Origin of the sequence: Psychrosphaera sp. F3M07 (assembly GCF_018860345.1) — a bacterium.
Taxonomy (GTDB): domain Bacteria; phylum Pseudomonadota; class Gammaproteobacteria; order Enterobacterales; family Alteromonadaceae; genus Psychrosphaera; species Psychrosphaera aquimarina.
In genome coordinates this window covers 241,326-266,035 of sequence record NZ_JAHKPJ010000012.1, presented here as the reverse complement: position 1 = coordinate 266,035, position 24,710 = coordinate 241,326, and the positions used below count along the sequence as shown (strand labels likewise).

Genomic DNA, 24,710 nt, shown 5'->3' with positions numbered 1-24,710 from the left:
TGTGCAAGTTAAAGAGTACAGTCCGTCGCTCTAACTAATAGAAATATATAAAATAGGGTAGGTGATGCAGTTATTTACTTTTAGAGTATATAAATTGATGTTTAGAACTTGGAGTTTCGATGGCTCCCCCTCCCCGACTCGAACGGGGGACCTGCGGATTAACAGTCCGTCGCTCTAACCAACTGAGCTAAGGGGGAATTGTATCGAGAATAAAGTAGAAATTGGCTCCCCCTCCCCGACTCGAACGGGGGACCTGCGGATTAACAGTCCGTCGCTCTAACCAACTGAGCTAAGGGGGAACACTATTGTCAAACGTTAAATTGGCTCCCCCTCCCCGACTCGAACGGGGGACCTGCGGATTAACAGTCCGTCGCTCTAACCAACTGAGCTAAGGGGGAACATATCGTCGTCTGACAACGGGGCGCAATCTTAATTATCGAGTAGGCCACTGTCAACCTATTTTATGCCTTAAATTTGACATTTTGGTCTATTTGTACAGTTCCTAAACAATATTAAATAAACTACAAAAATATATTGCAGTTTTGAGATAAATTTAGTTGTAACAAATTGTCCATTTTGGGGCAGTTTTTTGTAATTCACGAGGTTAAAGGTCTGTGGCATTTTATCCACCGAATCTGTGGATAACTCTGTGTGTGAGTTTGTTATATATTGCTACAGGCCAGTAGAATCGCGTGTCAATACGGTAAATGTGAAAATCTTCGATTATTTTATAAATCATTATTTATCAAAAGGTTAGGTTGTTTATATTGCTCGATTATGCACTTTGGTACGAAAAATAATCATAAACATAACTTAAAAAAAATCAGCTGTGTACAACAACAGTGTAAATTGATTACTTTTCGTTATATAAGCGCTTAAATATTGATTAATGTAGGAATTATGCGGGTTGTGCAATAAAAGTTAAATTAAATAGAAACTAAAGGTGAACAAATAGAAGAGTTTCATTAGAATAGGCTTTTGTTTCTCAGGTCTATTTCAATTTTATGTCGTCTTCTGAAAATTTACTAACAGCACCAATAGGCCCAGTGTTAAAAAAAATGACCAAACAAGTGCTATTTGGCATGTTAATGTTAATGTCATTTAACTTAATAGACACTTATTTTATTGGGCTACTTGGTACTGATCCTCTTGCTGCAATTAGTTTTACATTTCCCGTCACCTTCACCATCATAAGTTTGTCTATTGGATTAGGCATAGGCACCTCTGCTGTGATTGCCAAAGCTCGTGGGGCTAATTTATTAGAGCAAGCCAAAGATGATGGATTAGGGGCTTTGATCCTTTCTTTTATATTAGTTGCTGTTTTAGCTTTCCTCACTTACTTATTCACCAATGAAATATTCACCTTATTAGGGGCAAAGTCAGATTTATTGCCATTAATTCATGAGTATATGGACATTTGGTATATAGGTGCGGTGTTTTTAATGTCCCCTATGGTCGGAAATGCTGTGTTAAGGGCATCAGGGGATGCAAAAACACCCAGTATTATTATGGCAACCAGCGGCTTAATTAATGCGATTTTAGACCCTTTGCTTATTTTCGGTATTGGTCCATTCCCAGAGCTGGGCATTCAAGGCGCCGCTATTGCGAGTGTCATCGCTTGGGCGTTTGGGTTTGTAATCGTAATTTATATATTGGCTGTTAAACGTAAATTAATATGGATACGTTGGATCCCAATTACCCAATTTATTGCGGTAAGCAAACGTATTTTAAAAATTGGCTTACCTGCCGCAGGGGCTAACATGTTAACCCCAATAGCCATGGCGGTATTAACTGCAATTATTGCAGTTCATGGAAATGCGGCTGTTGCAGGATTTGGTGTAGGTACTCGAATTGAGTCCATTGCCAGTATGGTGGTATTAGCGCTGTCCATGACATTACCGCCTTTTATAAGCCAAAACTTTGGAGCTGGGCAATGGGATAGGGTAGAGCAGGCTTATAAGTCGGTGATTAAATTTGTCTTGCTGTGGCAACTGGGCGTTTACTTATTACTCGCATTAGCCGCTGGGTATATCGCTATGGCATTTGGTAAAGATGATCCTGTTGTAATGGATGTTATTAAGTTATTCATTTGGACTTTACCGTTAAGTTATGGTTTCCAAGGCATTATCATTTTATCTAACTCATCATTGAATGCACTTCATCGTCCGATGAGCGCACTGGTTTTGTCAGTGATCCGTTTATTTGTTTTTTACGTACCTTTTGCATATTTAGGATCGGTATATTTTGGCTTAGTTGGACTTTTTGTTGGTGCGTTAATCGGTAATGTATTTACCGCAATCATCGCCTATAAGTGGTTTTTAAAAGCATTACCACAAGCTGCAGTAGTTAAGGCAGAAGGTTAATCATGGATAAAATAGTTAAAGCGTTTGACTTACACAGTAAATTTGAACCAAGTGGTGATCAACCTACAGCGATAAAGCAGTTAGTTGAAGGATTAGATAATGGTTTGGCTTATCAAACCTTATTAGGGGCTACGGGAACCGGTAAAACCTTTACCATGGCTAATGTGATTAGTTCCGTCGACAGACCAACATTGATCATGGCTCATAATAAAACGTTAGCAGCGCAATTATATGGTGAAATGAAAGAGTTTTTTCCAAATAATGCGGTTGAATATTTTGTTTCATATTATGACTACTATCAGCCAGAAGCTTATGTTGCCTCAACTGATACTTTTATCGAAAAAGACGCTTCGATTAATGAACATATTGAACAAATGCGTTTGTCAGCGACCAAAGCATTAATGGAACGACGTGATGTAATTATTATCGCGTCAGTTTCCGCTATTTACGGTTTAGGCGATCCAGAGTCCTACATGAAGATGTTATTGCACCTTCGAGTTGGTGATATTGTCGATCATAAACAAATCTTATTACGTTTAGCTGAGTTACAGTACACACGCAACGATATTGAATTTCAACGTGGTTGTTATCGTGTCCGTGGTGACGTAATTGATATATTTCCTGCAGACTCAGACAAATACGCTTTTAGAGTAGAATTATTTGATGAAGAGATAGAGAAGTTAACCAGTTTTGACCCTTTAACTGGAGCACTGGAAAGAGAAATTACCAGAGCAACGATATTCCCTAAAACGCACTATGTGACGCCTCGTGAAAAAATTATGGCGGCGATTGATAAAATTAAAGTTGAATTAAAAGAACGCAAAACACAACTGAAAGAAGCCAATAAACTAATTGAAGAACAAAGAATAAGCCAACGTACTCTGTTTGATATGGAAATGATGCGTGAGCTAGGTTATTGCTCGGGCATTGAAAACTACTCTAGGTATTTATCAGATAGAGATCCTGGCGCACCACCACCAACGTTGATCGATTATTTTCCATCAGACGGCTTACTTATCATTGATGAATCACATGTTACGGTTTCACAAATTGGTGCTATGTATAAAGGTGACCGCTCTCGTAAAGAGAATCTAGTGGAATATGGCTTTCGTTTGCCTTCGGCATTAGATAATAGACCGTTACGTTTTCCTGAATTTGAACAGCTTTCACCGCAGACCATTTATGTGTCCGCAACTCCAGGTAACTATGAAATAGAGAAGTGCGGAGACGATGTAGCTCAACAAGTCATTCGACCAACGGGGTTATTAGATCCTATTATTGAAGTTAGGCCAGTGGCCACACAAGTCGATGATTTGATGTCTGAAATTCATTTACGGGTCGCTGAAAATGAACGTGTATTAGTGACAACATTGACCAAACGAATGGCTGAAGACCTGTCGGATTATTTGGCCGATCATGGGATTAAAGTTCGGTATTTACATTCTGATATAGACACGGTTGAACGAATTGAAATCATCCGTGATTTAAGAGGTGGTAAATTTGATGTGTTGGTAGGTATTAACTTACTACGTGAAGGTTTGGATATGCCAGAAGTCTCTTTAGTCGCAATACTTGATGCTGACAAAGAAGGCTTTTTACGTTCAGAACGTTCGTTAATACAAACGATAGGCCGTGCGGCTCGTAACATTCATGGTCGTGCAATTTTATATGGCGATCGTATAACTAAATCAATGCGTAAAGCCATCGATGTGACAAATGAACGCCGGGAAATTCAACATGCTTATAATGTAAAACATGGAATTACGCCGCGCGGTGTTGTGAAAAGTATCACAGACATCATGGACGTGGGTGGTGATAACCCAGCATTAAATGCGGCACAAAAAATATTAATCAAAGAAGGCTTAGCAGAATACAAAACTAAGTCGCCAACGGAAATTGCTAAAGAGATTAAAGTACTGGAAGGGCAAATGATGGAACATGCTAAAAACTTAGAGTTTGAAAAAGCGGGAGAACTTAGAGATAAAGTTCAGCAGCTGCATCAACAGATCATTAAAAACTCTTAATTAATATCCATCATTATTTCGAATTTCTAACAGCAATAAACGAACTATTTTTGTAATAGTTCGTTTGTTGTATGGTTTGCGGATAACTCAATTATTAATCCAATCTTACGTGATGAAGGCTTATTCAGTCGACTAATTGCAGATAAAACACGGTCTTGTTGATCAAATGGCATCGACATGTCGCTCATAAATTCTGAAGCGGCTAGCCCATCATTATTCATTAGATAATTATTAATCACATCTGCTTGGCATCTCATTACATTATTCATCGTTAATCCTACCTTCATATAAACTTTTTAATAACGGAAAATCCTTTTGATTTGTTCATTCATTGACCTTACAAATATTAGTGTTGTTACTTGTACTTGTTAGATTATTTTATTGTGAATAAATAAGCAGTTATTTCTTTTATGAATAGAAAGTGTAATTAAATGCGGGAAGCTATTTACTTATAATAGTGGGGGTAACCCCAAATGTTTTATTAAAAATTTATTTTTCAGAAGATTTCTCTTTAATATCATTATCAATTTGAGAGATATGGTTGAAATTTATTCGTCTTGTTAAATAGTCATAAATTATCTATGTTAACTAACTTAATTTAATTCAAAGGCAAATGATAAAAAATAGTAAGGATATTGTATGCGTTTAAATCAGAAGTTCCTCATCCCCTTCATCTCAATAACATCACTTTCTGCACTAGCAGCAGACCCAGTTCCAAACGTATTTACAGCTGGCACACCTGCTAAAGCTGCAGAAGTAAATGCTAATTTTCAACACTTGGTTACCCTCGCTACTGCTAGTGAAGAGGCATTGACTGCATTAGACGCTAAAATTGCAGAAATGGAAAATAGTGAAATGCCGTTAACTCAGTTAAAAGATGGTGAAATAGAATTGGCTGTAGACTGTACTAATAACCCTTCTGATTTATTAGAAAAATATCAAGCAAATGCACACTACAGTAATGTCAATTTCAGTATAACTGGTGAATGTTACGGTGATATACGATTCATAAAAGGTAATCCAGATGACGATGAAGATAATGACAGACGAATTCAATTAGCATCTCAATCTGTCCAGTTATATGCAGCTGATGCAGAGCAACGTGCTTCAATTATTCCCCACCCTGACACTTTGCAAGTTAGGCTAGATAATGGGTTAGGTGGTGGCTTATACATTTCAAATTTAGATATAAAGGCAGGCACGAACGATATTTTTAATGCTATCGGTTTTTACCGTGGTGGTCATGGCAGTGTAAATAATACGGTGATCACTGGCGTGGGATCTAGTGATAACACCTACATCGCAGCTATTGTTGCACAAGAAGGCGCACAAGTTTATATCAATGGAGTGACAGCAAACGAGTTTGATACAGGTGTGTTTGCTAGAAATAATGCAACGATAAGATTTACAGGGGCACCGAGCACATTTAATGTTGGGGGACCTTGGGGTCTTGATTTAAACGGGGCAACAACAGTTAACCAGCAAACCGATGTCACTTTAAACTCTACAGATGGTAGTGCATTGAAAATTGGTAAAGGGGTTATTTGGGAAGCATGGGAATGGCAAGAACATACGCCTAAAATTACCACAAAAGGCAACGTATCGTTAGAGGGAGGCGGTTTTTTGCAAGCCGGTAACATGGAGATAGATGGTGATTTTTACATGAGCCAAAGTATCATCCGTTTGTTTGGTGATATGACGTTTAGCGATTCCAAAAATATAAAAATCACCAATAATTCGAGCGCCCATATTAATAATGTAGAAGTTGAACGATTAGAAGCTGATCAAGGTTCTCAAGCTCATATTGGTACTGGTACCTTGAATGAAGCTTTTGCTAATTATAACTCTCACCTTAAACTGGAAAAAACAACGTTATCGTTTGTGTCAGGCTATGGGGCGAGTACAGTATGGTTGGTTGATTCAACGATAACTTCAAGTGGTAACAATTCACAAATAAAACATAACTCGACTTTAACAGTTGAAAGTTCAACCATCTCAAATAACGTTGAAATTCATAGTAGTAAAGCGGAACTATCTGGTGATTCTTTTACTGGTAATACGAATTCGTTTTCCTGCGCAGGGCTGTCTAGTCTGGAAATAAATGTTAACAATGTATCTAACAACTCCAATTGCGGTACACCTTCAACGTGGCAAGCAATATTAGACGCACATTTAAATCAATAATTAAGGCATTGTTATGAGTAAAGCAAATAACACCAAGTTATTCTCTGTATTACTATTGTCCTGTGCCTTAATAGCTTGTAGTAATGGTGACGATGAAGGTGAAGAAACAGAAACGCCTTGTGAAGAAACGAATACTTGTGAAGCAGACAGCAAGAATTGGGATGAAAGCAATTGGGATTCATTAGAGTGGCAATAATAGTTAGATCAACTTAATGAAATACCAAACTGAAATGAATCTGCTATAAAAGCAGTGTCAATTTAATCAAGTTTTGACATAAAAAATCCGATAAATATTATTTATCGGATTTTTTATAAGTCTTAAAATCTCTATCTTGAGATAACCCAACATGAAAATAAACTCAGCTTTTGTATATGCTTATCATTTTTAAAAGCAGCTACAGAGCGAGCTATTTTATATGGGGTACAAATTAAAGATCAGTTTCCCACAATACTTGTTGGCCTTTTAACTCTTCAACGCGTTCAGCAAATTGTTTATGCAACACATGACGTTTGATTTTTAGAGTAGGGGTTAACACATCATTTTCAGGTGTCCATGGTTCTGAGACCACCACAACTGCGCCGATTTTTTCATGAGACTCCAACTGATTGTTAACCGCTAACAAGTTTTCTTTTAAAGATGCAGCAACTTGTTCTTTTGGTAATGCAGCGGCACCTTCAGACAGTTGTACTAATGCAACAGGGGCCGCCATACCTGAACCTAATAGACATAACAGTTCAATATGAGGGTCTTGTGCAAATACTTTCTCAATTGGTACAGGAGAAACAAATTTTCCTTTGGCGGTTTTAAAATTGTCTTTAACTCGACCAATAATGGTAATTGCCCCTGAGTCCGGGTCTATTTTTGCTAAATCGCCTGTTTTGAAAAAACCATCCTCGGTAAAGGCTTCTTTAGTGGCTTCTTCATTTTTATAATAACCATCAAATAAACCGCCACTTTTAAATAACAGTTCGTCTTCTGCTGTGGTTTTCACTTCACAACCTGGTAATACACGTCCAATGGTGCCTATTAGTTTTTCTTCAAACGGGAAACAGCCAATGGCATAGATACAGTTTTCAGTCATGCCCCAAGCTTCACAGATATTTAACCCTATTTTGTTGTACCAATGTAAAATAGAAGGGGAGATTGGTGCTGATCCTGATGCCAGTAATCTAGCATGTTGTAACCCTAACCCCTTTTGAATCTTACGTTTAATCAAGCCTGAAATCAGTGGAATAGACAACAATACATTAAGTTTGTTATTGCCAATTTTATCTATGATATTTTTCTGGAATAAACTCCATAAACGCGGCACCGAGAAAAATGCAGTTGGTTTTGCGTATTGTAAATCTTCAACAAAAAACTCAAGAGATTCCGTGAAATACAAGGTTGTATTGGCATGGTAAGCAACACCTTCAACAAAACAGCGTTCCGTTATGTGTGCCAGTGGCAGATAAGACAACATTCTGTCTTTATCGGTCATTTTTAATAAATTGACGATTTCTTGGTTCGCCCAATTAAATGCACGATAACTAATAATGGCCCCTTTCGGGTTACCTGTACTGCCTGAGGTATATATGATTGAAATTGTGTCATCTAATTCAGGGATATACTTTTCAAGTGGAGCGTGGTCTTTGGCTAAGGTTTGCAGTTTATTCCAGTCGTACTGACATGGCATGGTTTCATAACCCATAGACAGACGAATTACCGTGCCTTTTACACCAACATCGGCATCTTGCCATTTATCAAGTTTACCGACGAATACAGCTTTAGATTCTGAATGTTCCAAAACATATTGAATTGTATCAGCATTGGCAGAAGGATAAATTGGTACACTGATCATGCCTGCGCGCATGATGGCTAAATCGGTGATCAACCATTCAGCGCAGTTTTTGGCTAATATCGCAATTTTGTCACCTTTGACAAAGCCCAACTGATGAAGGGATGCGGCAATATTTTCTACTTTATCTTGTACTTCAGCCCAAGTGTGCGTTTGTACAACTCGGTTTACTGGTTGATGCAAAAATACCTTATTTGGTGTTGTTTCTGCCCAGTGTTCTAACCACTGTAATGGTGTGAATTGGCTTTTATCCATTGACGCCGCCTTTTTATAGTTATTATTAAATTTTACCTGTTGATGTAGGTATTTTTGTTTATTGATATCAATCTATTATGTATAAAAAAAACCATTTAGGCCAACATTAAGGTAAGTTATTGATCATTGATAGCATTTAGATACAAAAAAGCAGAGGTATGCCCTCTGCTTTTGCTGTTAAAAAATTAGTGCAATACCGTAATTTTAGTTATTACATTACACGCATACCAGGTTGTGCACCTTCATGCGGTTCTAAAATCCAAAGCTCTTTTCCACCAGGCCCCGCTGCTAAGATCATGCCTTCTGACATACCAAAGCGCATTTTTCTAGGTTTTAGGTTCGCAACCACAACCGTTAACTTACCTTCTAATTCTTCTGGTGTGTAAGCCGCTTTAATTCCAGAGAATATTTGACGTGTTTCTCCGCCAATATCCAGTTGGAATTTTAATAGTTTCTCAGCGCCTTCAACATGTTCAGCTTTAATGATCTTCGCAATACGCAAATCGACTTTAGCAAAGTCATCAAATTCAATTTCATCTGCGATTGGATCATCAGCCAATGGACCGGTTGCAACAGGTTTAGTGGCCACTAAATTGTCTTTTGAATCATCAACCATCTGAGCGACTTTATCCATATCAACGCGTTGCATTAAGGCTTTGAATTTATTTATTTCGTGACCGGTTAGTGCGGTGTCTATGGTGTTCCATGATAATTCAGCGTTTAAAAATGTCTCAACTTCTTCAGCCATTTTTGGTAACACAGGTTTTAAATAGGTCATCAATATACGGAATAAATTAATACCCATTGAACAAACATCGTGTGTTTGTTGTTGTAAGGTTTCGTCTTTAACCGTTACCCAAGGGGCTTTGTCATCAATGTATTTATTAGCTTTGTCTGCAAGTGCCATAATTTCACGAATGGCTTTCGCGTATTCACGATTTTCATAACCCGCTGTGATGCTTGTTTTGGCTTGTTGGAATTCAGCTAATAATTCAGGGTTATCAATATTGTCAGATAATTTACTGTCGTAACGTTTCTTAACAAAACCGGCACAACGACTGGCAATGTTTACCACTTTGCCAATCAGATCTGAATTTACCTTTTGACCAAAATCATCAAGATTTAAGTCCAAGTCCGTAATGCCACTGTTTAACTTAGAAGCAAAGTAATAACGTAAATACTCTGGATTTAAATGATCTAAAAAGGTTCTGGCTTTAATAAAGGTACCACGAGACTTAGACATTTTCTCGCCGTTAACCGTTACAAAACCATGAGCAAAAACGTTAGTTGGTTTTCTGAAATTAGCACCTTCTAACATGGCTGGCCAAAATAGGCTGTGGAAGTAAATAATGTCTTTACCAATAAAGTGATAAAGTTCAGTGTCCGAACCTTCTTGCCAAAACTCGTCAAAGTTAACGCCGTTTTTAGTACATAGGTTTTTGAAGCTAGCCATATAACCAATTGGCGCATCTAACCAAACGTAGAAGTATTTACCAGGAGCATTTGGAATTTCGAAACCAAAATAAGGAGCATCTCGGCTAATGTCCCATTGTTGTAAACCTTGCTCAAACCATTCTTCTAATTTGTTCGCCATCTCTGTTTGGATGCTGCCGCTACGTAACCATTGTTTTAACATGGGTTCAAATTTTGGCAGGTCAAAGAAGTAATGTTCTGAATCTTTCATCACTGGAGTTGCACCAGAGATGACAGACTTAGGGTTAACTAAATCTGTCGGGGTATAAGTCGCCCCACACTTGTCACAATTATCACCATTTTGATCGTCTGCACCACACTTAGGGCAGGTGCCTTTGACAAAACGGTCAGGTAAAAACATTTGTTTTTCAGGGTCAAATAACTGGCTGATAGAGCGTTTTGCGATATATCCCGCATCGTTTAGTTTGTTGTATATTAACGCCGAGAACTCTTTATTCTCTTCACTATGAGTGCTGTGATAGTTATCAAAATCAATTAAAAAATCATCAAAATCTTGTTTGTGCTCAATGCCGGTTTTAGCCACCATTTCTTCTGGTGTAATGCCTTGTTCTTGGGCTTTAAGCATGATTGGTGTGCCGTGAGCATCATCTGCACATACGTAATAACATTCGTTACCTTGGGCTTTTTGAAAACGCGACCAAATGTCGGTCTGAATATATTCTAGTAAATGACCTAAATGAATTGGTCCGTTGGCGTACGGAAGGGCGCTGGTTACTAAAATTCTACGATTTACTTGGTCTGATGCCATAACTGTGAAAAAACCTTTATAAACAAGTGGTTAAGCTGTAAATTAACAAGCTGAAATTTGGCGATGTGACGAATTTGCCAAAACGCTAGAGTTTAGGCAGCCGATGTTACATAATTTACCGCATATTTGCACCTATCAAGTCGTAAAGATTAAGGCAAAAATGAAATTTCCCAAGTTGTTTTCTAAGTCAAGTGATAAGCCTCCCCGCGTGGGCGATGCAAAGTTAACGAAATCATTAACTATTAATGAACAAAAACAAGCGTTAAGACAGGCATTAAAACAGATCTGTCATGGTTATTTTCCAAATGGTATTTATGGTCAAATTGGAATTGATTTTAACGATGGAGAATTTGCAATTGAATTACCATTTTCATTAGGTAAGTTTGCGCCTGAATTAGTCAAGATATTACAACAACAAACCCAATCATCCTCACCTATAACTTTTATTTATGTGCCAACCAAAAGTAACAAACAAAATATTCCTAATATCAAGTCAATTGTGGCGGTTGCTTCTGGTAAAGGTGGTGTTGGTAAATCCACCGTTACGGCAAATTTGGCGGCCAGTTTAGCTGAGCAAGGTGTGAAGGTTGGAGTGTTGGATGCGGATATTTACGGACCATCGGTACCAATTATGTTTGGTTTAGCTGGTGAGTCGATTACGTCCAAAGATGGTAAGTCTATGGAACCCTTTGAACGTTTTGGTGTTTATTTAAATTCCATCGGTTTTGTCGTACCGGAAGACAAAGCAACGATTTGGCGCGGCCCAATGGCTTCACGTGCGTTGATGCAAGTGATTAATGAAACTAACTGGCCAGAACTTGATATTCTATTAGTGGATATGCCACCGGGTACCGGGGATATTCAATTAACGATGTCAGAAAATATAAAATGTGATGGTGCATTGATTGTCACAACACCACAAAATGTGGCATTGGCAGATGCTGAAAAAGGCATCAATATGTTTGAAAAAGTGAATACGCCAATTTTGGGGTTAGTGGAAAACATGAGTCAATTTATTTGTGACGGCTGTGGCAAACAGCATAATTTATTTGGCCTGGGTGGCGGAGGCCGTTGTGCGGCTAAACACAAGGTGCCTTTATTAGCTCAATTGCCTTTAATCGCTGGGGTCAGAGAGTCTGGCGATGCCGGTGAGCCTTATGTGCTTAATAAACCGCTGGTAAGTGAAAATATTGCAATGGAGTATCACCAATTAGCATTTTCACTTATGATGCAACTATCAAAACAAACTGTATCTGTAATCGCAGTCAGTTAATAATAATTGAATAAAAATTTAACCTAATTAGGACAGACAATGCGTCTTTGTGACACCGATATTATTAAAGCCATCAATGATGAAAGAATCGTTATTTCCCCTCGACCTTCAGATGATGCTATTTCTGGCGTAACCGTTGATTTAACTTTAGGTAATAAGTTTAGAGTGTTTCAAGCTCATGCCGCGCCATATATAGACTTAAGTGGTCCTAAAGCACAAACTGAAATTGCCTTAGAATCTATCATGAGTGATGAAATAGTGATTGCCGATGATAAAGCTTTTTTCTTGCACCCAGGTGAGTTGGCATTGGCAATTACCCATGAGTCCATTACTTTACCAAATGATTTGGTTGGTTGGCTTGACGGGCGTTCTTCACTGGCTCGTTTGGGTTTAATGGTACATGTTACGGCCCATCGAATCGATCCAGGTTGGTCAGGCAACATAGTGTTAGAGTTTTTTAATAGTGGTAAATTACCATTAGCGTTAAAACCACAAATGAAGATTGGTGCGTTGAGTTTTGAAGTTATGTCAGGGCCTGCTGCTAAGCCTTACACTTCAAGGGTGGATGCAAAATATAAAAATCAAGCCGGTGCGGATGGCAGCAGAATAAACCAAGATAGTTAATGTCGTAACAATTAAGGCCTAATGAAAATAATCATAGGCCTTTTCTTTAACCTTTGTTTATTAACATTGCTCTTGTCATAATTGTTATTAATAGTGTTTGTAATTATCTACCCTATTAGCCTAGGGCTTGTTATATAACCAAACGGAGTTGGCCATAAATGCCTATAAACATAAAAAGAACAATCCAATTTTTATTGATAATCGTATCAATAATCGTGACTGTATTTGCGGTTAATATTCATAATGGCCAACAAGCAATAAACAAAAATACGGAAAATTCAACCGATTTAGTCAAAGAAAAATTCAACATTCATTATATTGATGACAGTGATAATCCACTCTCACTGTCACAGATAAATAAACTCCCTTCTGGTATGTATGCTAACGCATCTAAAAAACTCCACAGCCCAGATTCATTAGTATTCAGTGTTTGGTACCGTGTTAACTTAAAAGGTGGGGTTAATCCTTTATCAAGTGCTTTTAGTGTCACCGTTGATAACCCTACGTTGGATTCAATTACCTTTTATTTATTAGAAAAAGGGGCTGTGGTTCAAACCAAAAGAGTCGGAGACACTACATTTTCTAAAAATAATCTTGATTATGTTGTCCCTCAAATGAATATATATGACGGTTTTCAACGTGACCAAAGTATATATATCCATATTGAAACCAATGGTGCCAGTGCATCCCCCATCATCATAGAGCTGATTGAAGACTCTCAATTACGAAGTAGTGCGCAGTTGATGTTGATTGGTTGTTTTATTGGGGTAGTTTTGATCATGATCATCTATAACTACATCATGTTTAAAGGCATTGGCGATCCTTCGTATTTTAACTACATCGGCTATATCGCGTTTGCAGGTTTCACCATTAGTTTAATTAATGGTTTTTCCTTTTATGTCTTTCCGTTTGAAGTGGCCCGTTGGTTTAATAATCATTTAATGATCACTCATTTTATTGGGTTAATCTTTGCTTTGAAGTTTGCCATCTCGTTTCTTCGTTTTGATAAAATCAAACCTTGGTTTGTTAATATAGGAATGATGGCATCAAAAGTTATTTTAGTGTTTGCCTTTAGTGCATTGTATTTCACCGAAGCGACGTTAACGCCTGTTTATTTTGCCGCCGTGTTGTTTGTATATGTTTATGTAATTAGTTTAATGTCGATGGTGATCAGCAGCCGACTAATGTGGGTACGTTATTATCTATTGTCTTGGTTACCACTGTTTGTTGGTGTGGGGATTGGAATTGCGGCATTTAACGGCGGTGTTCCATATAATTTTCTGACTCGAAATGCGGCTTTGTTAGGTGTACTCGCTGAAATTTGCATTATGTCGATTGCCCTAATGGATAGATTTCGCGCCAATGAAGTCGACAGAGATTACCGAACCAAACATGATCCAGTCACAGGACTACCAAACAAAGCCGCATTAGAGCCAGTGATTAAGAAACTGGTTAGTGGTAAAAAATCTTTTACGTTAGTCTTAGTTGAAATACCAGAAGCCAATAATCTCATCCCCAGTTTAGGCGTTGAATTATCCAATCAATTTTATATTGAGTTATTTAACAACGTTGAAAATTATGCAGACGGGCTAACTTCCATCTATGAATTTGAACAAAACATTGAAAATAAAACTTATCATACCGCTCGGGTTAGTAATTCCTGTTTTGCCCTGATATTTGTCGGAGATCTGTCTGACGAAGCCTTGTCATATAACTTCTTGGCAATACAAGAAGCCGTGTCTACATTAATTACGTTAAACGGTGCCGCTATATCCGTGTCTTGTCGTGCCGGTGTCGTTAGTTACCCTAATGATACTTTAGAGAAAGAAAATCTGATCACGTTAGCCTTTCAAGCCATGTTGGGCCGCAACAAAAATGAGCAATGCTGGGTAAGGTATGAACAGCATAAATCAGAAAACGTGAAGAAACGCTTTGAATTAGCTGGCGAACTGCAAACGGCTATCGATAATGATGATTTAGAATTATTTCATCAACCTCAAATCAATTTAAAAACGGGCGTGGTACAAGGTAGCGAGTTGTTATTAAGATGGAATCATAGTGATTTAGGGTATGTTTCACCTGAGAGAATTATTGATATAGCGGAAGAGACCGGCACCATTCACCATTTAACCGAGTGGGTGATTACTCAAGGTTTATCTCAACATGCTAAGTTATATCGATTAGGCTTTGAACATACGATTTCAATCAACCTTTCCAGTAAAGATTTAACCGATAACGGCTTGATAGCGCATATTTTGACGACAGTAGCAGAGTATGTAATCCCGCCTAAAACAATTGTGTTTGAGTTAACGGAGTCGGCGACTACGAATGATCCTGAGATGGCAAAGTCAGTCATAACTGAGTTGCATCAACAAGGTTATAAAATAGCGATTGATGATTTTGGTACAGGCTATTCAAACTTAGATTATTTAAGCCAATTGCCGTTTGATATGCTTAAAATAGACAGGTCTTTCATGAATCTCGCCATGTCTAAACGTAATAATATGATAACTGAAATGACGATTGCACTGGGACGTCGTTTAGGAGTGTCTGTTGTGGCTGAAGGGGTTGAAACACATGAAGTTGCTGAGATTTTAAATAACTTCTCTTGCCCTGTTGCCCAAGGGTATTTATATGCAAAACCGATGGCCTTTATCGACTATATGAGATGGTTACAGAAAAAGCCAAAACAACATGAATGAGATTCTTATCAATAGATAACTTAGTTTGGGTGTTTTCAATAAAACTTGCTAATAGGAATATCCTCCCTTGGTTAACTTGACGATAGAACTTTCTTACTAATCTTTAAAAGTGAAGAGGCCCAGTAGATATCACTCAACTTTAAATTTTTGATTGACGTCGTACCGGCGGAAATTAAATTTGCTTGATACTGAGTTGGTTAGTAAACCAATCCAAGTTAGTACTCTATTAATTATCGAAAATACGGTGAACATTTGTTTATTTTAATTTAGGCTAATTTTGTTCAAAATTGGTTATTCAATTTATCAGGATATTGCTACCCATGTTAACTATTCGTAATTTATGTAAGTCATATAGCAGTGAGAATAAAAATGATGTTATTGCTTTGAATAACATTAATTTAACGATTAAAGCGGGGATGTTTGGTTTGTTAGGACCAAATGGTGCTGGTAAATCCACTTTAATGCGCACAATTGCCACACTGCAATTACCTGACTCTGGTCAGATTGAATTTAATGGGATAGATGTATTAACCGAGCCAGAAAAACTACGCCCTGTATTAGGGTATTTACCGCAAGAGTTTGGCGTTTATCCTGGAATGTCAGCATTTGCTTTGTTAGAACACTTTGCCTTGCTAAAAGGGCTAAGCGATAAAAAGCAACGACATAAGCAAATTCAAGAATTATTATATTTAACGAATCTAACGGATGTGCAAAACAAAGCAGTCAGCGGCTTTTCTGGTGGTATGAAACAACGTTTTGGGATCGCCCAAGCGTTATTAGGCGCGCCTAAGTTATTGATTGTAGATGAACCGACAGCCGGTTTAGATCCACAAGAACGTAATCGTTTTCATAATTTATTAAGCGATATTAGTGAGAATACCGTGGTGATTTTATCCACTCATATTGTTGAAGACGTGAGTAACTTATGCCCAAACATGGCCGTGCAAGTAAATGGTGAAATTATCGCCAATGGCGCACCTAGTGAACTAACATCATCACTTAATGGCAAATTGTGGCAAGCAACCATCAATAAAGGACAACTGTCACAATATCAAACATTACATCAAGTGATCAGCCACCGCTTAGTGGCTGGAGAAGTTGAAATACATGTAATAAGTGACACTTGCCCTGCAAGTGAATTCAATGCCGTAATACCAGACTTAGAGGATCTATATTTTTCGCTGTTAGTTGAAAAACAAGGAAACGTTCATGTCTAGTTCAGCAGTAACTTATGCTTTAATTCGCTCAGAAATAAAATTGCAAACCCGTCAAATATTATTTTATTCTCTTAGTGTTTTAGCTGTGTTATTTGGCATGTTTATCGTGCAAAACCTACCAACAGAAAAAGGCGTGTTAGCTTGGGGATCTTATTATTTAACCAAGACAATCATCACAGTCGGATTTATTTTTCCAATCATTCAGGCAGTCTTTGTTGTTAAAGCCACTGTACGAGATCGCCAGTTTCAATTGGAGGAATTAGTATTCACCACACCAGTAAGTAAACTGCACTATTTATTATCACGTTGGTTTGGCGTATTTATTCCTTCTATTTTGGTTTATTTTGCATTTCTGATAGGACTATCAATTGGATTGGCAATGTTATCATCCTCCAGCCAAGTACCGATTGATATTAGCTTATTACTAAGTGTCTTAATATGGACAAGTCTAGTTTTCATTTTTCCGGCTATTTTGTTATCAAGTGTATTGTTATTTGCATTAGGCTTGTTTAGTCGTTCGTCGTTACAGGTGTATTTGGCAGCTGGCTTGGCGTTTTTTTTATATCAATTATTAAGTGTGATCACAGGTTCGCCTAACATGGCACAACCATTTGTATTAAATGAAACGTTAAAAATAATCTTTGATTTACTCGATCCTATGGCCAGTGCTGAGTTTTATAAACAAGCACTTTACTGGACGGTAGAGCAGCGTAATACCTTGCAAGTAATATTAACGGACTCTTTATTGTTTAATCGACTTTTGGTGCTCCTTAGTGCAATTGCCACCATCTTAATGAGTTATTTTTACTTTGAGCTAAGGTTAAAAGTAAGCAATAAACTCAACTCAGGAAAAGCTAATTTAGATGCATCTGCCAAAATTAATAGCGAAAATATCACCTTTAACCCAGTAGTAGTAACTGAGTTTGATGCCTTGGCTGCATTTAAAGCCTTAGTTAAAACTGAATATTTAACTACAGTCTTAACCAAAACCTTTGTTTTTATTGTATTGGCTTGGGGAATATTACTAGGTTCTGAAGTCATATCTGGTTTGGTATATTTAGAAAGCTTAGATGTTACCCCTGTCCCTACTACTAGTATTGCAATCAATCGCTTTGGGTTTGATATATTGCCAACCTTCTCCGCCTTGTTCTTAGTGATATTTTCTGCAGAAATTGCATGGCGTGATAAAGAAAAAAACATTGCAGATTTAATCGATGTGACTCCAATCTCTAATGTACAACGTTATATGGCAAAATGGTTCGCTTTGGTGTGTATACCACTTACTTTTATTACTTTTGCCATTATTATTTCCATGGCGTTGCAATGGATTTATGGTGGGGATATCGATTTCGTTCTATATAGCAGTTTGTACGTTTATGTGGGCATTCCTCTGTTGTGTATTGCCACCTTAGTGTTATTTATAAATGCGGTGAGCCCAAATAAATTGGTAGCAATGGTGGTGTCATTATTTTTTATTATTTTATCTCAATCCAATTTAGGGGGGTATATAGGTTTAGAACATGGGTTGTTTAAGTTTGGTCATTCGCCACAATTACAACACTCTGAATTAGTTGGTTTTAGTGCTACTTCTGATGCTTTCTGGGGGTACATGGCATTATGGACAAGTGTATCAGTGGTATTGGCGTTAATCAGTTTTAGGTTAATGCAACGCGGTAAAGATGTTGCTTCATGGTCTCAACTGCTAAAAGGGAACCAAAGTAAGCCCAATCAGTTAGCATTAGCCACGTTTTCTGTCTTATCAATAGTGGCTGGCGGGCATGTCTATTATCAAACCAATATTGTTGGTAATTTTCAATCGGCTAATGATTATTACCAATGGCATGCGGATTACGAGAAAAAGTATCAAAGCTACCGTGAACTTCAGCAGCCAACAGTGGTTGCTGTTAAGACGAATATGGATCTGTACCCCAAGCAACGCCGTTATCAAATCACAGGGCAGTATCAATTACAAAATAAAACTCAACAGCCCATTAAAGACATTTTGATCAGTACTGACACAGATGTAAATTATAAAATGATGTCTTTGGAAAATGCCACGTTAATAGAGCACGATAAACATTTTTCTCAGTATCTCTTTAAACTAAATACCCCAATGCAACCACAACAACAGTTAACTTTATCATTTAGCGCTGAGCGAACGCATAACGGTTATAACGGGTTAATATCGGATAGTGCATTTACGCCTACCTTTATTTATTTTAGAGATATTCGTTATATGCCGTTTTTAGGTTTTTCAGAGCATTATGTTTTGAATTCTGTTGTAAAACGAAGAGAGTTTGGCTTGCCGGAACTACCTGTTGCATTAAGTCTTGAGCAAGATATCACTAAATATGATGGTGACTTTAGCCATCAACTTAAGTGGGCAACAATTGAAACGCGTCTAACTACAGCGGAAAATCATATTGTCGTTGCTCCGGGTGAGTTGATATCCCATTCTAAGGACGATAACCGAAATGTTTACCATTACAAAACGAAACAACCAATAAGAAAAATACAACCAGTATTGTCTGGGGTATTTATGGTGTCTGAGCGCGATGTTGATGGGATAAATGTTGAAGTTTACCATATAGAAAAACACACAAAAATTGCGCAAGAGCATATTGAGGCGATTGCAGACACCTTACGTTATGGCAATCAAAATTTTGGTCGTTATCCATATAAACAACTGCGTTTGTTTGAAGTACCAAATGTATTTAATCAATCTGGTTATGCTATGCCACAAATGATGCTCATTGATGAAAAGTTAGGTTTTGTGGTGGACAGGAGTAATAATCAAGCATTCGATCATTTATATCGACGGACGGTACATGAAACCGCACACCAATGGTGGGGACATGGATTAGACAGTGCAATCACGGAAGGAGGCTCTGTCTTGGTTGAAACGTTAGCGGTATATACCCAAGCGCAATTATTGATCCAAAAGTATGGTGAAGCCTATTTGCACCGTTTTTTACAATACGAAAATAACCGATATTTATATGGAAGGGGACAAAGTCCCGAAACTGAAAAACCACTATATCGAGCGGATGAAAAACACCTTATCTACTCCAAAGGTACGATTGCGATGAACGCAATACAAAAACAACTTGGCGCGAATAAAGTGAATGAAGCACTCAGGTTAGTGCTTAAAAAACACGGATACCCAAACAAACCAGCCACAACGTTAGATTTTATTCACGCATTAAACACAGTTACAAACTTTGAACATCAAGATTTTATTAAACAATGGCTTCAACAAGTGGTAGTAAACGATTGGACTATAGAAAGCACTCACGTTACAACATTAGTGAACGGACTGTTTTCTGTTGATGTCTGCATATCTAATTACGCTACTACGGACAATAAAAGCCAATTAGTTGAACTAGCTCTGTTTAGTGAACATCCTGCAAATTTATTTGACAAACCAGCAGATAATCGCACTTTATTACATACTAAAGTCAACGTGATACAGCCAAATACATGTTTTAATTTTGAGGTTTTAAAACGACCGGAATTTATTCAACTTGACCCATATTATCAGAGCATAGATCAGCAACGAGAAAATAATACTAAGCGACTCGCCGTTTTATAAGTAATAATTCGGCTCAATGAAGAAAAGAGTATGGATGTGAGTAAAAACAAGCAAACTTGAGTGTTATTTTAATGAATGTCGCGGTGTTGATAAGGTTAACAATATCCTTAAAGATGTTGACTTATTACTATTGAAAGTAATGCATGTTTAAAATATAAGCTATTGATATTCATTGTTTTTGAATACACATAAATTTGAACTTTTTCGCTGGATATTTACAGGGCTGAGTGATACTTTAGCCACCTCGGTCGGTATGTAGCGCAGCTTGGTAGCGCACTGTCATGGGGTGTCAGGGGTCGGAGGTTCAAATCCTCTCATACCGACCAATTAACTCCTTAATCTCATCTATTAAATTATAGATGTGGTTAATATTGAAATGCAGTTTCGGACATTGAACTATCCTTAGATGCTTGAGTTTTTAACGCATTGGTATAGTCTAACTGAGCCTCAGTTAAGTATTGGTTTGTAGGACGTATGTTTAGCCTATAATATGAGTGCTTCAATTACATAATGGATTAGTCACTGGTGTTTAAAAGAACCATATATTTACTTCTAAGTTCGGTTTTAACATTATTTTCTTCATATTCTTATTCCTCTGAAGTTACGCTTGTTCGTGTGCTCGGACAACAGTCAGCTGAAGATGTCACCCAAGATTATTTCTATCAATTATTAGGTAAAGCGCTCAAAGCAGGTAGCACTGATCCTTATTATACAAGACTTGTCGATGCCACTAGCCTAACTCAAGGTCGTTCTATGCAGTTGTTAACCGATGACATAATTGATGTGTATTGGATGGGAACAACAATAGAAAGTGAAAATAAATTTCACGCGGTAAAAATACCCTTAATGAAAGGGCTGTTAGGTTATCGGGTTTCAATTTTAAAAAAACAAAACCTAAGTTATTTTTCACAGTTAAGTGAAGCCGAATTGAAACGAAAAGTAGCGTGCCAGGGGGAGCATTGGCCAGATACAAAAATTTTACAGGCAAATGGATATAAAGTCGCAGCGGCAGGTCGATATGACGCAATGTTTGCCATGGTGAATAAAGGTCGTTGTCAGTATTTCCCCAGAGCTATATTTGAGGGCTATGGTGAACTGGCTGTAGCACAAAAAACATTTAATGACTTAGTTATGTTAGATGACGTATTACTTCATTATCCTTACCCAATATATTATTTTGTGAATAAAAAAAATATTGCGTTAAGTATGGCTATTGAAATTGGTTTGGAAAAATTAATTGATAGTGGCGAATTTGATTCCTTTATGCAAAACCATAAAGTGACTAAATATGCCTTCCCTCTAGATAAGTGGAAAGGCAAACGTATATTCCAGTTAAATAACCCATTATTATCAAAACAAACCGACCCAACTAATCCACGATATTGGATTACAGCTTTTTAATTAGACTACAAATGCGCTAGCCGCTGTCTTCCTCTACTCTCCATACATAATGTCATCGTTATGTAATAAAACTGTCAACTCACTGTCTTTTTACAGTCACCGTTTTGTCATTTTTAATCCTTAATCTACGTTCCGATAATTTAATTAATCAAAAACTATAAAAGTACTCGGAGTACGTAATGGAACTTAAAGATTTATTCAAACTTTCGGCAGTAACACTAGCGTTAACTATGACAGTGGCTTGTAGTGACGATAAAGACCCAGTAGATGTGGTTGTTGATGAATGTGCAGTAACACCTATCCCTGAAGGATGTGATGGTTACGTTGCACCAAAAACACAAATTGAAATAGACCAAGAAACGTTAGAAGCGGATTACCTGGCTGCAACATCAGTTGAAGCTGATATCGTTATTTTAACGGGTGTAATTACAGAAGATTTAACATTAACGGCTGACAAAGTTTACGCATTACGCGGTCCAGTTGTTATCGGTAACGACAACGCAGATAGTGCCGTTCTAACAGTAGACCCAGGCGTAACTATCTTTGGTGAAACCGGTAATGACTATTTAGTGGTTAGCCGTGGTTCTAAAATTGAAGCGTTAGGTACAGCCGAAGCGCCAATTATCATGACCTCTAAAAATGACGTTATGGGTACCACGGTTGGTGCTGGTCAATGGGGTGGTGTAGTTATCCTAGGTAACGCAAAATCTAATAAATGTCCTACTGACGGAACAAGCTGTGCACTACAAGTTGAAGGTGCATTTGAAGGTGCTGTATTTGGTGGCGACAATGATGAAGATGATTCAGGTACATTAAACTACGTTGTGGTGAAATACGCTGGATTCGAAATCGCACCAGACAATGAGTTAAATGGTATTACATTTGGTGGTGTTGGTTCTGGTACTGACGTTGATTACATACAAGTTCACGCAAACGCCGATGACGGTGTTGAATTTTTTGGCGGAACCGTAAGTGTTAAACATTTAGTATTAACGGGCAACCAAGATGATTCAATTGATTGGGATAACGGTTACCGTGGTTCAATTCAATATGCTTATGTTGAACATGATAAAAATGACGGTGAAGCAAACCGTGGTATAGAAGCTGACAATGACGGTTCTACGCCTAGTAAAACGCCAATGTCAGATGTCATGATCTCTAACCTAACAATTGTAGGTAATAACTATAAGAGCGATGATAAAGACTCTGAAGGTATTTATTTACGTGAAGGTACAAAAGCTAGCATCTACAACTCTGTAATTACGGGCGCTGGTGGTGAATGTTTTGAAGTTGAAGGTAACGCTGTATCACAAGCTCATTTAGAAGATGGCGGCATTGTGATGGAAAGCACAGTTATCGCATGTACTGAACCAACTAAAGATGGAAAATTGGCTGAGAATGATACTCACTCTATAGTTGATTTAGCTGCATTTGTTGCAGAAGATGGCAAAAATAATTCAGTGGTTACCAGTGCATTTTTAGCCAATAACGGTGTACCTTTAGCACACGATGATTCACCAATAACAGGTGATGACAAAATCGCAGTTAAAGATGTGGCTAATATGGGCATGTTGGAAACTACGACTTTTGTTGGAGCCATAGATGAAACTAATGACTGGCGTGAAGGTTGGGCATTTGGTTTCGGTGGCGGTGTATCTTCAGTAGCGGGTTGCCCATCAGGTTCAGCTAAAATTGAATCAGTAGACGGTGTTACAACAACATGTGAATTATCAGGTCGTATTACATCAGACTTAACATTAACCAAAGACAACTTATGGGCACTAAATGGTCCAGTATTTGTTGGTGGTGATAATGAAAATTCTGCAATCCTAACAATTGACGCCGGTACGACAGTATATGGTTCTAACGGTGGTGATTACTTAGTTGTAAGCCGCGGTTCAAAAATTGAAGCGGTTGGTACTTCTGAAGCTCCAATTATGTTTACTTCTAAACAAGACGTACTTGACCAAACTGAAGGTTCAGGTCAATGGGGTGGCATGGTTATTCTAGGCAATGCGCCTTCAAACAAATGTCCTTCAGAAGGTGAATGTTCACTGCAAGTTGAGGGTGTTGTCTCTGGTGGTGTATTTGGCGGAACAAACTGGGAAGATAATTCAGGTACTTTAAACTACGTTGTAGTTAAAAATGCAGGTTTCGAAGTAGCACCAGATAATGAGCTTAACGGTATTACGTTTGCCGGTGTTGGTTCAGGTACTATGGTTGATTACATCCAAGTTCACGCTAATGCAGATGACGGTGTTGAGTTCTTTGGTGGTTCAGTAAACGTTAAACATGTTGTCCTAACAGCGAACAAAGATGACAGCGTTGATTGGGATAACGGTTACCGCGGTAAAATGCAATATGTGTTAATAAAACATGCATCTGAAGATGGTGAAGCAAACCGTGGTATTGAAGCTGACAACGACAAAGATATGTCTAAAACGCCAGTGTCAAACCCAACTATTGCCAACATCACTATGATAGGTAATGACTACACATCAGCGGATAAAGACTCTGAAGGTTTCTACTTCCGTGAAGGTACTAAAGTGACTATGGTGAATGCATTAATTACTAATGCGGGTGGCGAATGTCTTGAAGTTGAAGGCGAAGCGACAAACCCTAATGGTCAAGACTACTTAGCAGATGGTGGTATCAACATCACTAACTCAGTAATCGCTTGTACAGAAAACTTCAAAAACGGTGACAGCGATGTTGATTTATCAGCTTGGTGGTCAGATGCAAGTCGCAACAATTCAGTTGCTGCAAACATGGCTGCAGTTGTTAACGGTATCTTTACTATCGATACAACAACAGCTGCTGACGCTAACGCTCTTCACGGTGCATTCTTTGAAACAACAGATTTCATCGGTGCAGTAAAAAATGCGGATAACGATTGGACTAAAGGTTGGGCTGTTGGTCTAGACTAACCCCAAACTTTAAGAGTTAGGTGCTAGCGAATAACGCTTACTTAACCACTTAAGTTAATAACTAAACC

The 24,710-nt window shown here is 37.9% G+C and carries 14 protein-coding genes and 4 tRNA genes; 12 read left to right on the top strand and 6 right to left on the bottom strand.

The window, feature by feature from the left end:
- Positions 1-120: 120 nt before the first annotated feature.
- From KO505_RS06175 to KO505_RS06165, 3 genes are all read right to left on the bottom strand, one after another.
- Positions 121-197, bottom strand: a tRNA-Asn gene (locus KO505_RS06175).
- A gap of 25 nt (positions 198-222) precedes the next feature.
- Positions 223-299 (bottom strand) — tRNA-Asn (locus tag KO505_RS06170).
- Positions 300-321: 22 nt separating this feature from the next.
- Positions 322-398: transfer RNA gene (locus KO505_RS06165), tRNA-Asn, on the bottom strand.
- A 606-nt stretch (positions 399-1,004) separates the two neighbouring features.
- Here KO505_RS06165 and KO505_RS06160 point away from each other — a divergent pair.
- Together KO505_RS06160 and uvrB are read left to right on the top strand one after the other, a co-directional pair.
- A complete protein-coding gene (locus KO505_RS06160; RefSeq protein WP_216054568.1) occupies positions 1,005-2,363 on the top strand; it encodes an MATE family efflux transporter in 1,359 nt (452 codons plus the stop codon).
- 2 nt (positions 2,364-2,365) lie between these two features.
- Positions 2,366-4,387 (top strand): excinuclease ABC subunit UvrB, encoded by a 2,022-nt coding sequence (gene uvrB, locus KO505_RS06155; protein ID WP_252731661.1) that lies wholly within the window; start codon positions 2,366-2,368, stop codon positions 4,385-4,387.
- Positions 4,388-4,431: 44 nt separating this feature from the next.
- Here uvrB and KO505_RS06150 read toward each other — a convergent pair whose 3' ends face one another.
- Positions 4,432-4,656 carry a hypothetical protein gene (locus KO505_RS06150; RefSeq protein ID WP_216054567.1) on the bottom strand — a complete coding sequence of 75 codons (225 nt, stop codon included), beginning with the start codon at positions 4,654-4,656 and terminating at the stop codon, positions 4,432-4,434.
- 370 nt (positions 4,657-5,026) lie between these two features.
- Between KO505_RS06150 and KO505_RS06145 the strand changes: the two genes are divergently transcribed.
- Complete coding sequence (locus KO505_RS06145) at positions 5,027-6,571, top strand: hypothetical protein (protein ID WP_216054566.1); 1,545 nt, start codon at positions 5,027-5,029, stop codon at positions 6,569-6,571.
- Positions 6,572-6,584: 13 nt separating this feature from the next.
- A complete protein-coding gene (locus tag KO505_RS06140) occupies positions 6,585-6,767 on the top strand; it encodes a hypothetical protein (RefSeq protein WP_216054565.1) in 183 nt (60 codons plus the stop codon).
- Between the two features lie 232 nt (positions 6,768-6,999).
- On the opposite strand, the gene KO505_RS06135 is transcribed toward KO505_RS06140, so the two are convergent.
- Complete coding sequence (locus KO505_RS06135) at positions 7,000-8,664, bottom strand: AMP-binding protein (protein ID WP_216054564.1); 1,665 nt, start codon at positions 8,662-8,664, stop codon at positions 7,000-7,002.
- A 211-nt stretch (positions 8,665-8,875) separates the two neighbouring features.
- Positions 8,876-10,906 (bottom strand): methionine--tRNA ligase, encoded by a 2,031-nt coding sequence (gene metG / locus KO505_RS06130; protein ID WP_216054563.1) that lies wholly within the window; start codon positions 10,904-10,906, stop codon positions 8,876-8,878.
- A 160-nt stretch (positions 10,907-11,066) separates the two neighbouring features.
- Here metG and KO505_RS06125 point away from each other — a divergent pair, with 160 nt between their 5' ends.
- From KO505_RS06125 to KO505_RS06090, 8 genes are all read left to right on the top strand, one after another.
- Positions 11,067-12,179 (top strand): Mrp/NBP35 family ATP-binding protein, encoded by a 1,113-nt coding sequence (locus tag KO505_RS06125; protein WP_216054562.1) that lies wholly within the window; start codon positions 11,067-11,069, stop codon positions 12,177-12,179.
- A 39-nt stretch (positions 12,180-12,218) separates the two neighbouring features.
- A complete protein-coding gene (dcd, locus tag KO505_RS06120; RefSeq protein WP_216054561.1) occupies positions 12,219-12,803 on the top strand; it encodes a dCTP deaminase in 585 nt (194 codons plus the stop codon).
- Between the two features lie 158 nt (positions 12,804-12,961).
- Positions 12,962-15,505 (top strand): EAL domain-containing protein, encoded by a 2,544-nt coding sequence (locus KO505_RS06115; protein WP_216054560.1) that lies wholly within the window; start codon positions 12,962-12,964, stop codon positions 15,503-15,505.
- Positions 15,506-15,825: 320 nt separating this feature from the next.
- Entirely contained in the window at positions 15,826-16,722 is an 897-nt protein-coding gene (locus tag KO505_RS06110; protein ID WP_216054559.1) for an ABC transporter ATP-binding protein, read from the top strand.
- The gene (locus KO505_RS06105) at positions 16,715-20,314 is read left to right on the top strand and encodes a M1 family aminopeptidase (protein ID WP_216054558.1); all 3,600 of its coding nucleotides are present in this window, start codon (positions 16,715-16,717) and stop codon (positions 20,312-20,314) included. Before KO505_RS06110 ends, KO505_RS06105 begins: the two co-directional genes overlap by 8 nt.
- A 249-nt stretch (positions 20,315-20,563) precedes the next feature.
- Positions 20,564-20,640, top strand: a tRNA-Pro gene (locus KO505_RS06100).
- Between the two features lie 199 nt (positions 20,641-20,839).
- Entirely contained in the window at positions 20,840-21,715 is an 876-nt protein-coding gene (locus KO505_RS06095; protein ID WP_216054557.1) for a hypothetical protein, read from the top strand.
- A gap of 179 nt (positions 21,716-21,894) precedes the next feature.
- Positions 21,895-24,642 (top strand): hypothetical protein, encoded by a 2,748-nt coding sequence (locus KO505_RS06090; RefSeq protein WP_216054556.1) that lies wholly within the window; start codon positions 21,895-21,897, stop codon positions 24,640-24,642.
- Positions 24,643-24,710 lie beyond the last annotated feature (68 nt).

What these genes read in the sequence shown, in the direction of transcription:
- KO505_RS06160 (WP_216054568.1), top strand. Translation starts at nt 1,005, where the DNA reads ATGTCGTCTTCTGAAAATTTACTAACAGCACCAATAGGCCCAGTGTTA.
- uvrB (WP_252731661.1), top strand. Translation starts at nt 2,366, where the DNA reads ATGGATAAAATAGTTAAAGCGTTTGACTTACACAGTAAATTTGAACCA.
- KO505_RS06150 (WP_216054567.1), bottom strand. Translation starts at nt 4,656, where the DNA reads ATGAATAATGTAATGAGATGCCAAGCAGATGTGATTAATAATTATCTA.
- KO505_RS06145 (WP_216054566.1), top strand. Translation starts at nt 5,027, where the DNA reads ATGCGTTTAAATCAGAAGTTCCTCATCCCCTTCATCTCAATAACATCA.
- KO505_RS06140 (WP_216054565.1), top strand. Translation starts at nt 6,585, where the DNA reads ATGAGTAAAGCAAATAACACCAAGTTATTCTCTGTATTACTATTGTCC.
- KO505_RS06135 (WP_216054564.1), bottom strand. Translation starts at nt 8,664, where the DNA reads ATGGATAAAAGCCAATTCACACCATTACAGTGGTTAGAACACTGGGCA.
- metG (WP_216054563.1), bottom strand. Translation starts at nt 10,906, where the DNA reads ATGGCATCAGACCAAGTAAATCGTAGAATTTTAGTAACCAGCGCCCTT.
- KO505_RS06125 (WP_216054562.1), top strand. Translation starts at nt 11,067, where the DNA reads ATGAAATTTCCCAAGTTGTTTTCTAAGTCAAGTGATAAGCCTCCCCGC.
- dcd (WP_216054561.1), top strand. Translation starts at nt 12,219, where the DNA reads ATGCGTCTTTGTGACACCGATATTATTAAAGCCATCAATGATGAAAGA.
- KO505_RS06115 (WP_216054560.1), top strand. Translation starts at nt 12,962, where the DNA reads ATGCCTATAAACATAAAAAGAACAATCCAATTTTTATTGATAATCGTA.
- KO505_RS06110 (WP_216054559.1), top strand. Translation starts at nt 15,826, where the DNA reads ATGTTAACTATTCGTAATTTATGTAAGTCATATAGCAGTGAGAATAAA.
- KO505_RS06105 (WP_216054558.1), top strand. Translation starts at nt 16,715, where the DNA reads ATGTCTAGTTCAGCAGTAACTTATGCTTTAATTCGCTCAGAAATAAAA.
- KO505_RS06090 (WP_216054556.1), top strand. Translation starts at nt 21,895, where the DNA reads ATGGAACTTAAAGATTTATTCAAACTTTCGGCAGTAACACTAGCGTTA.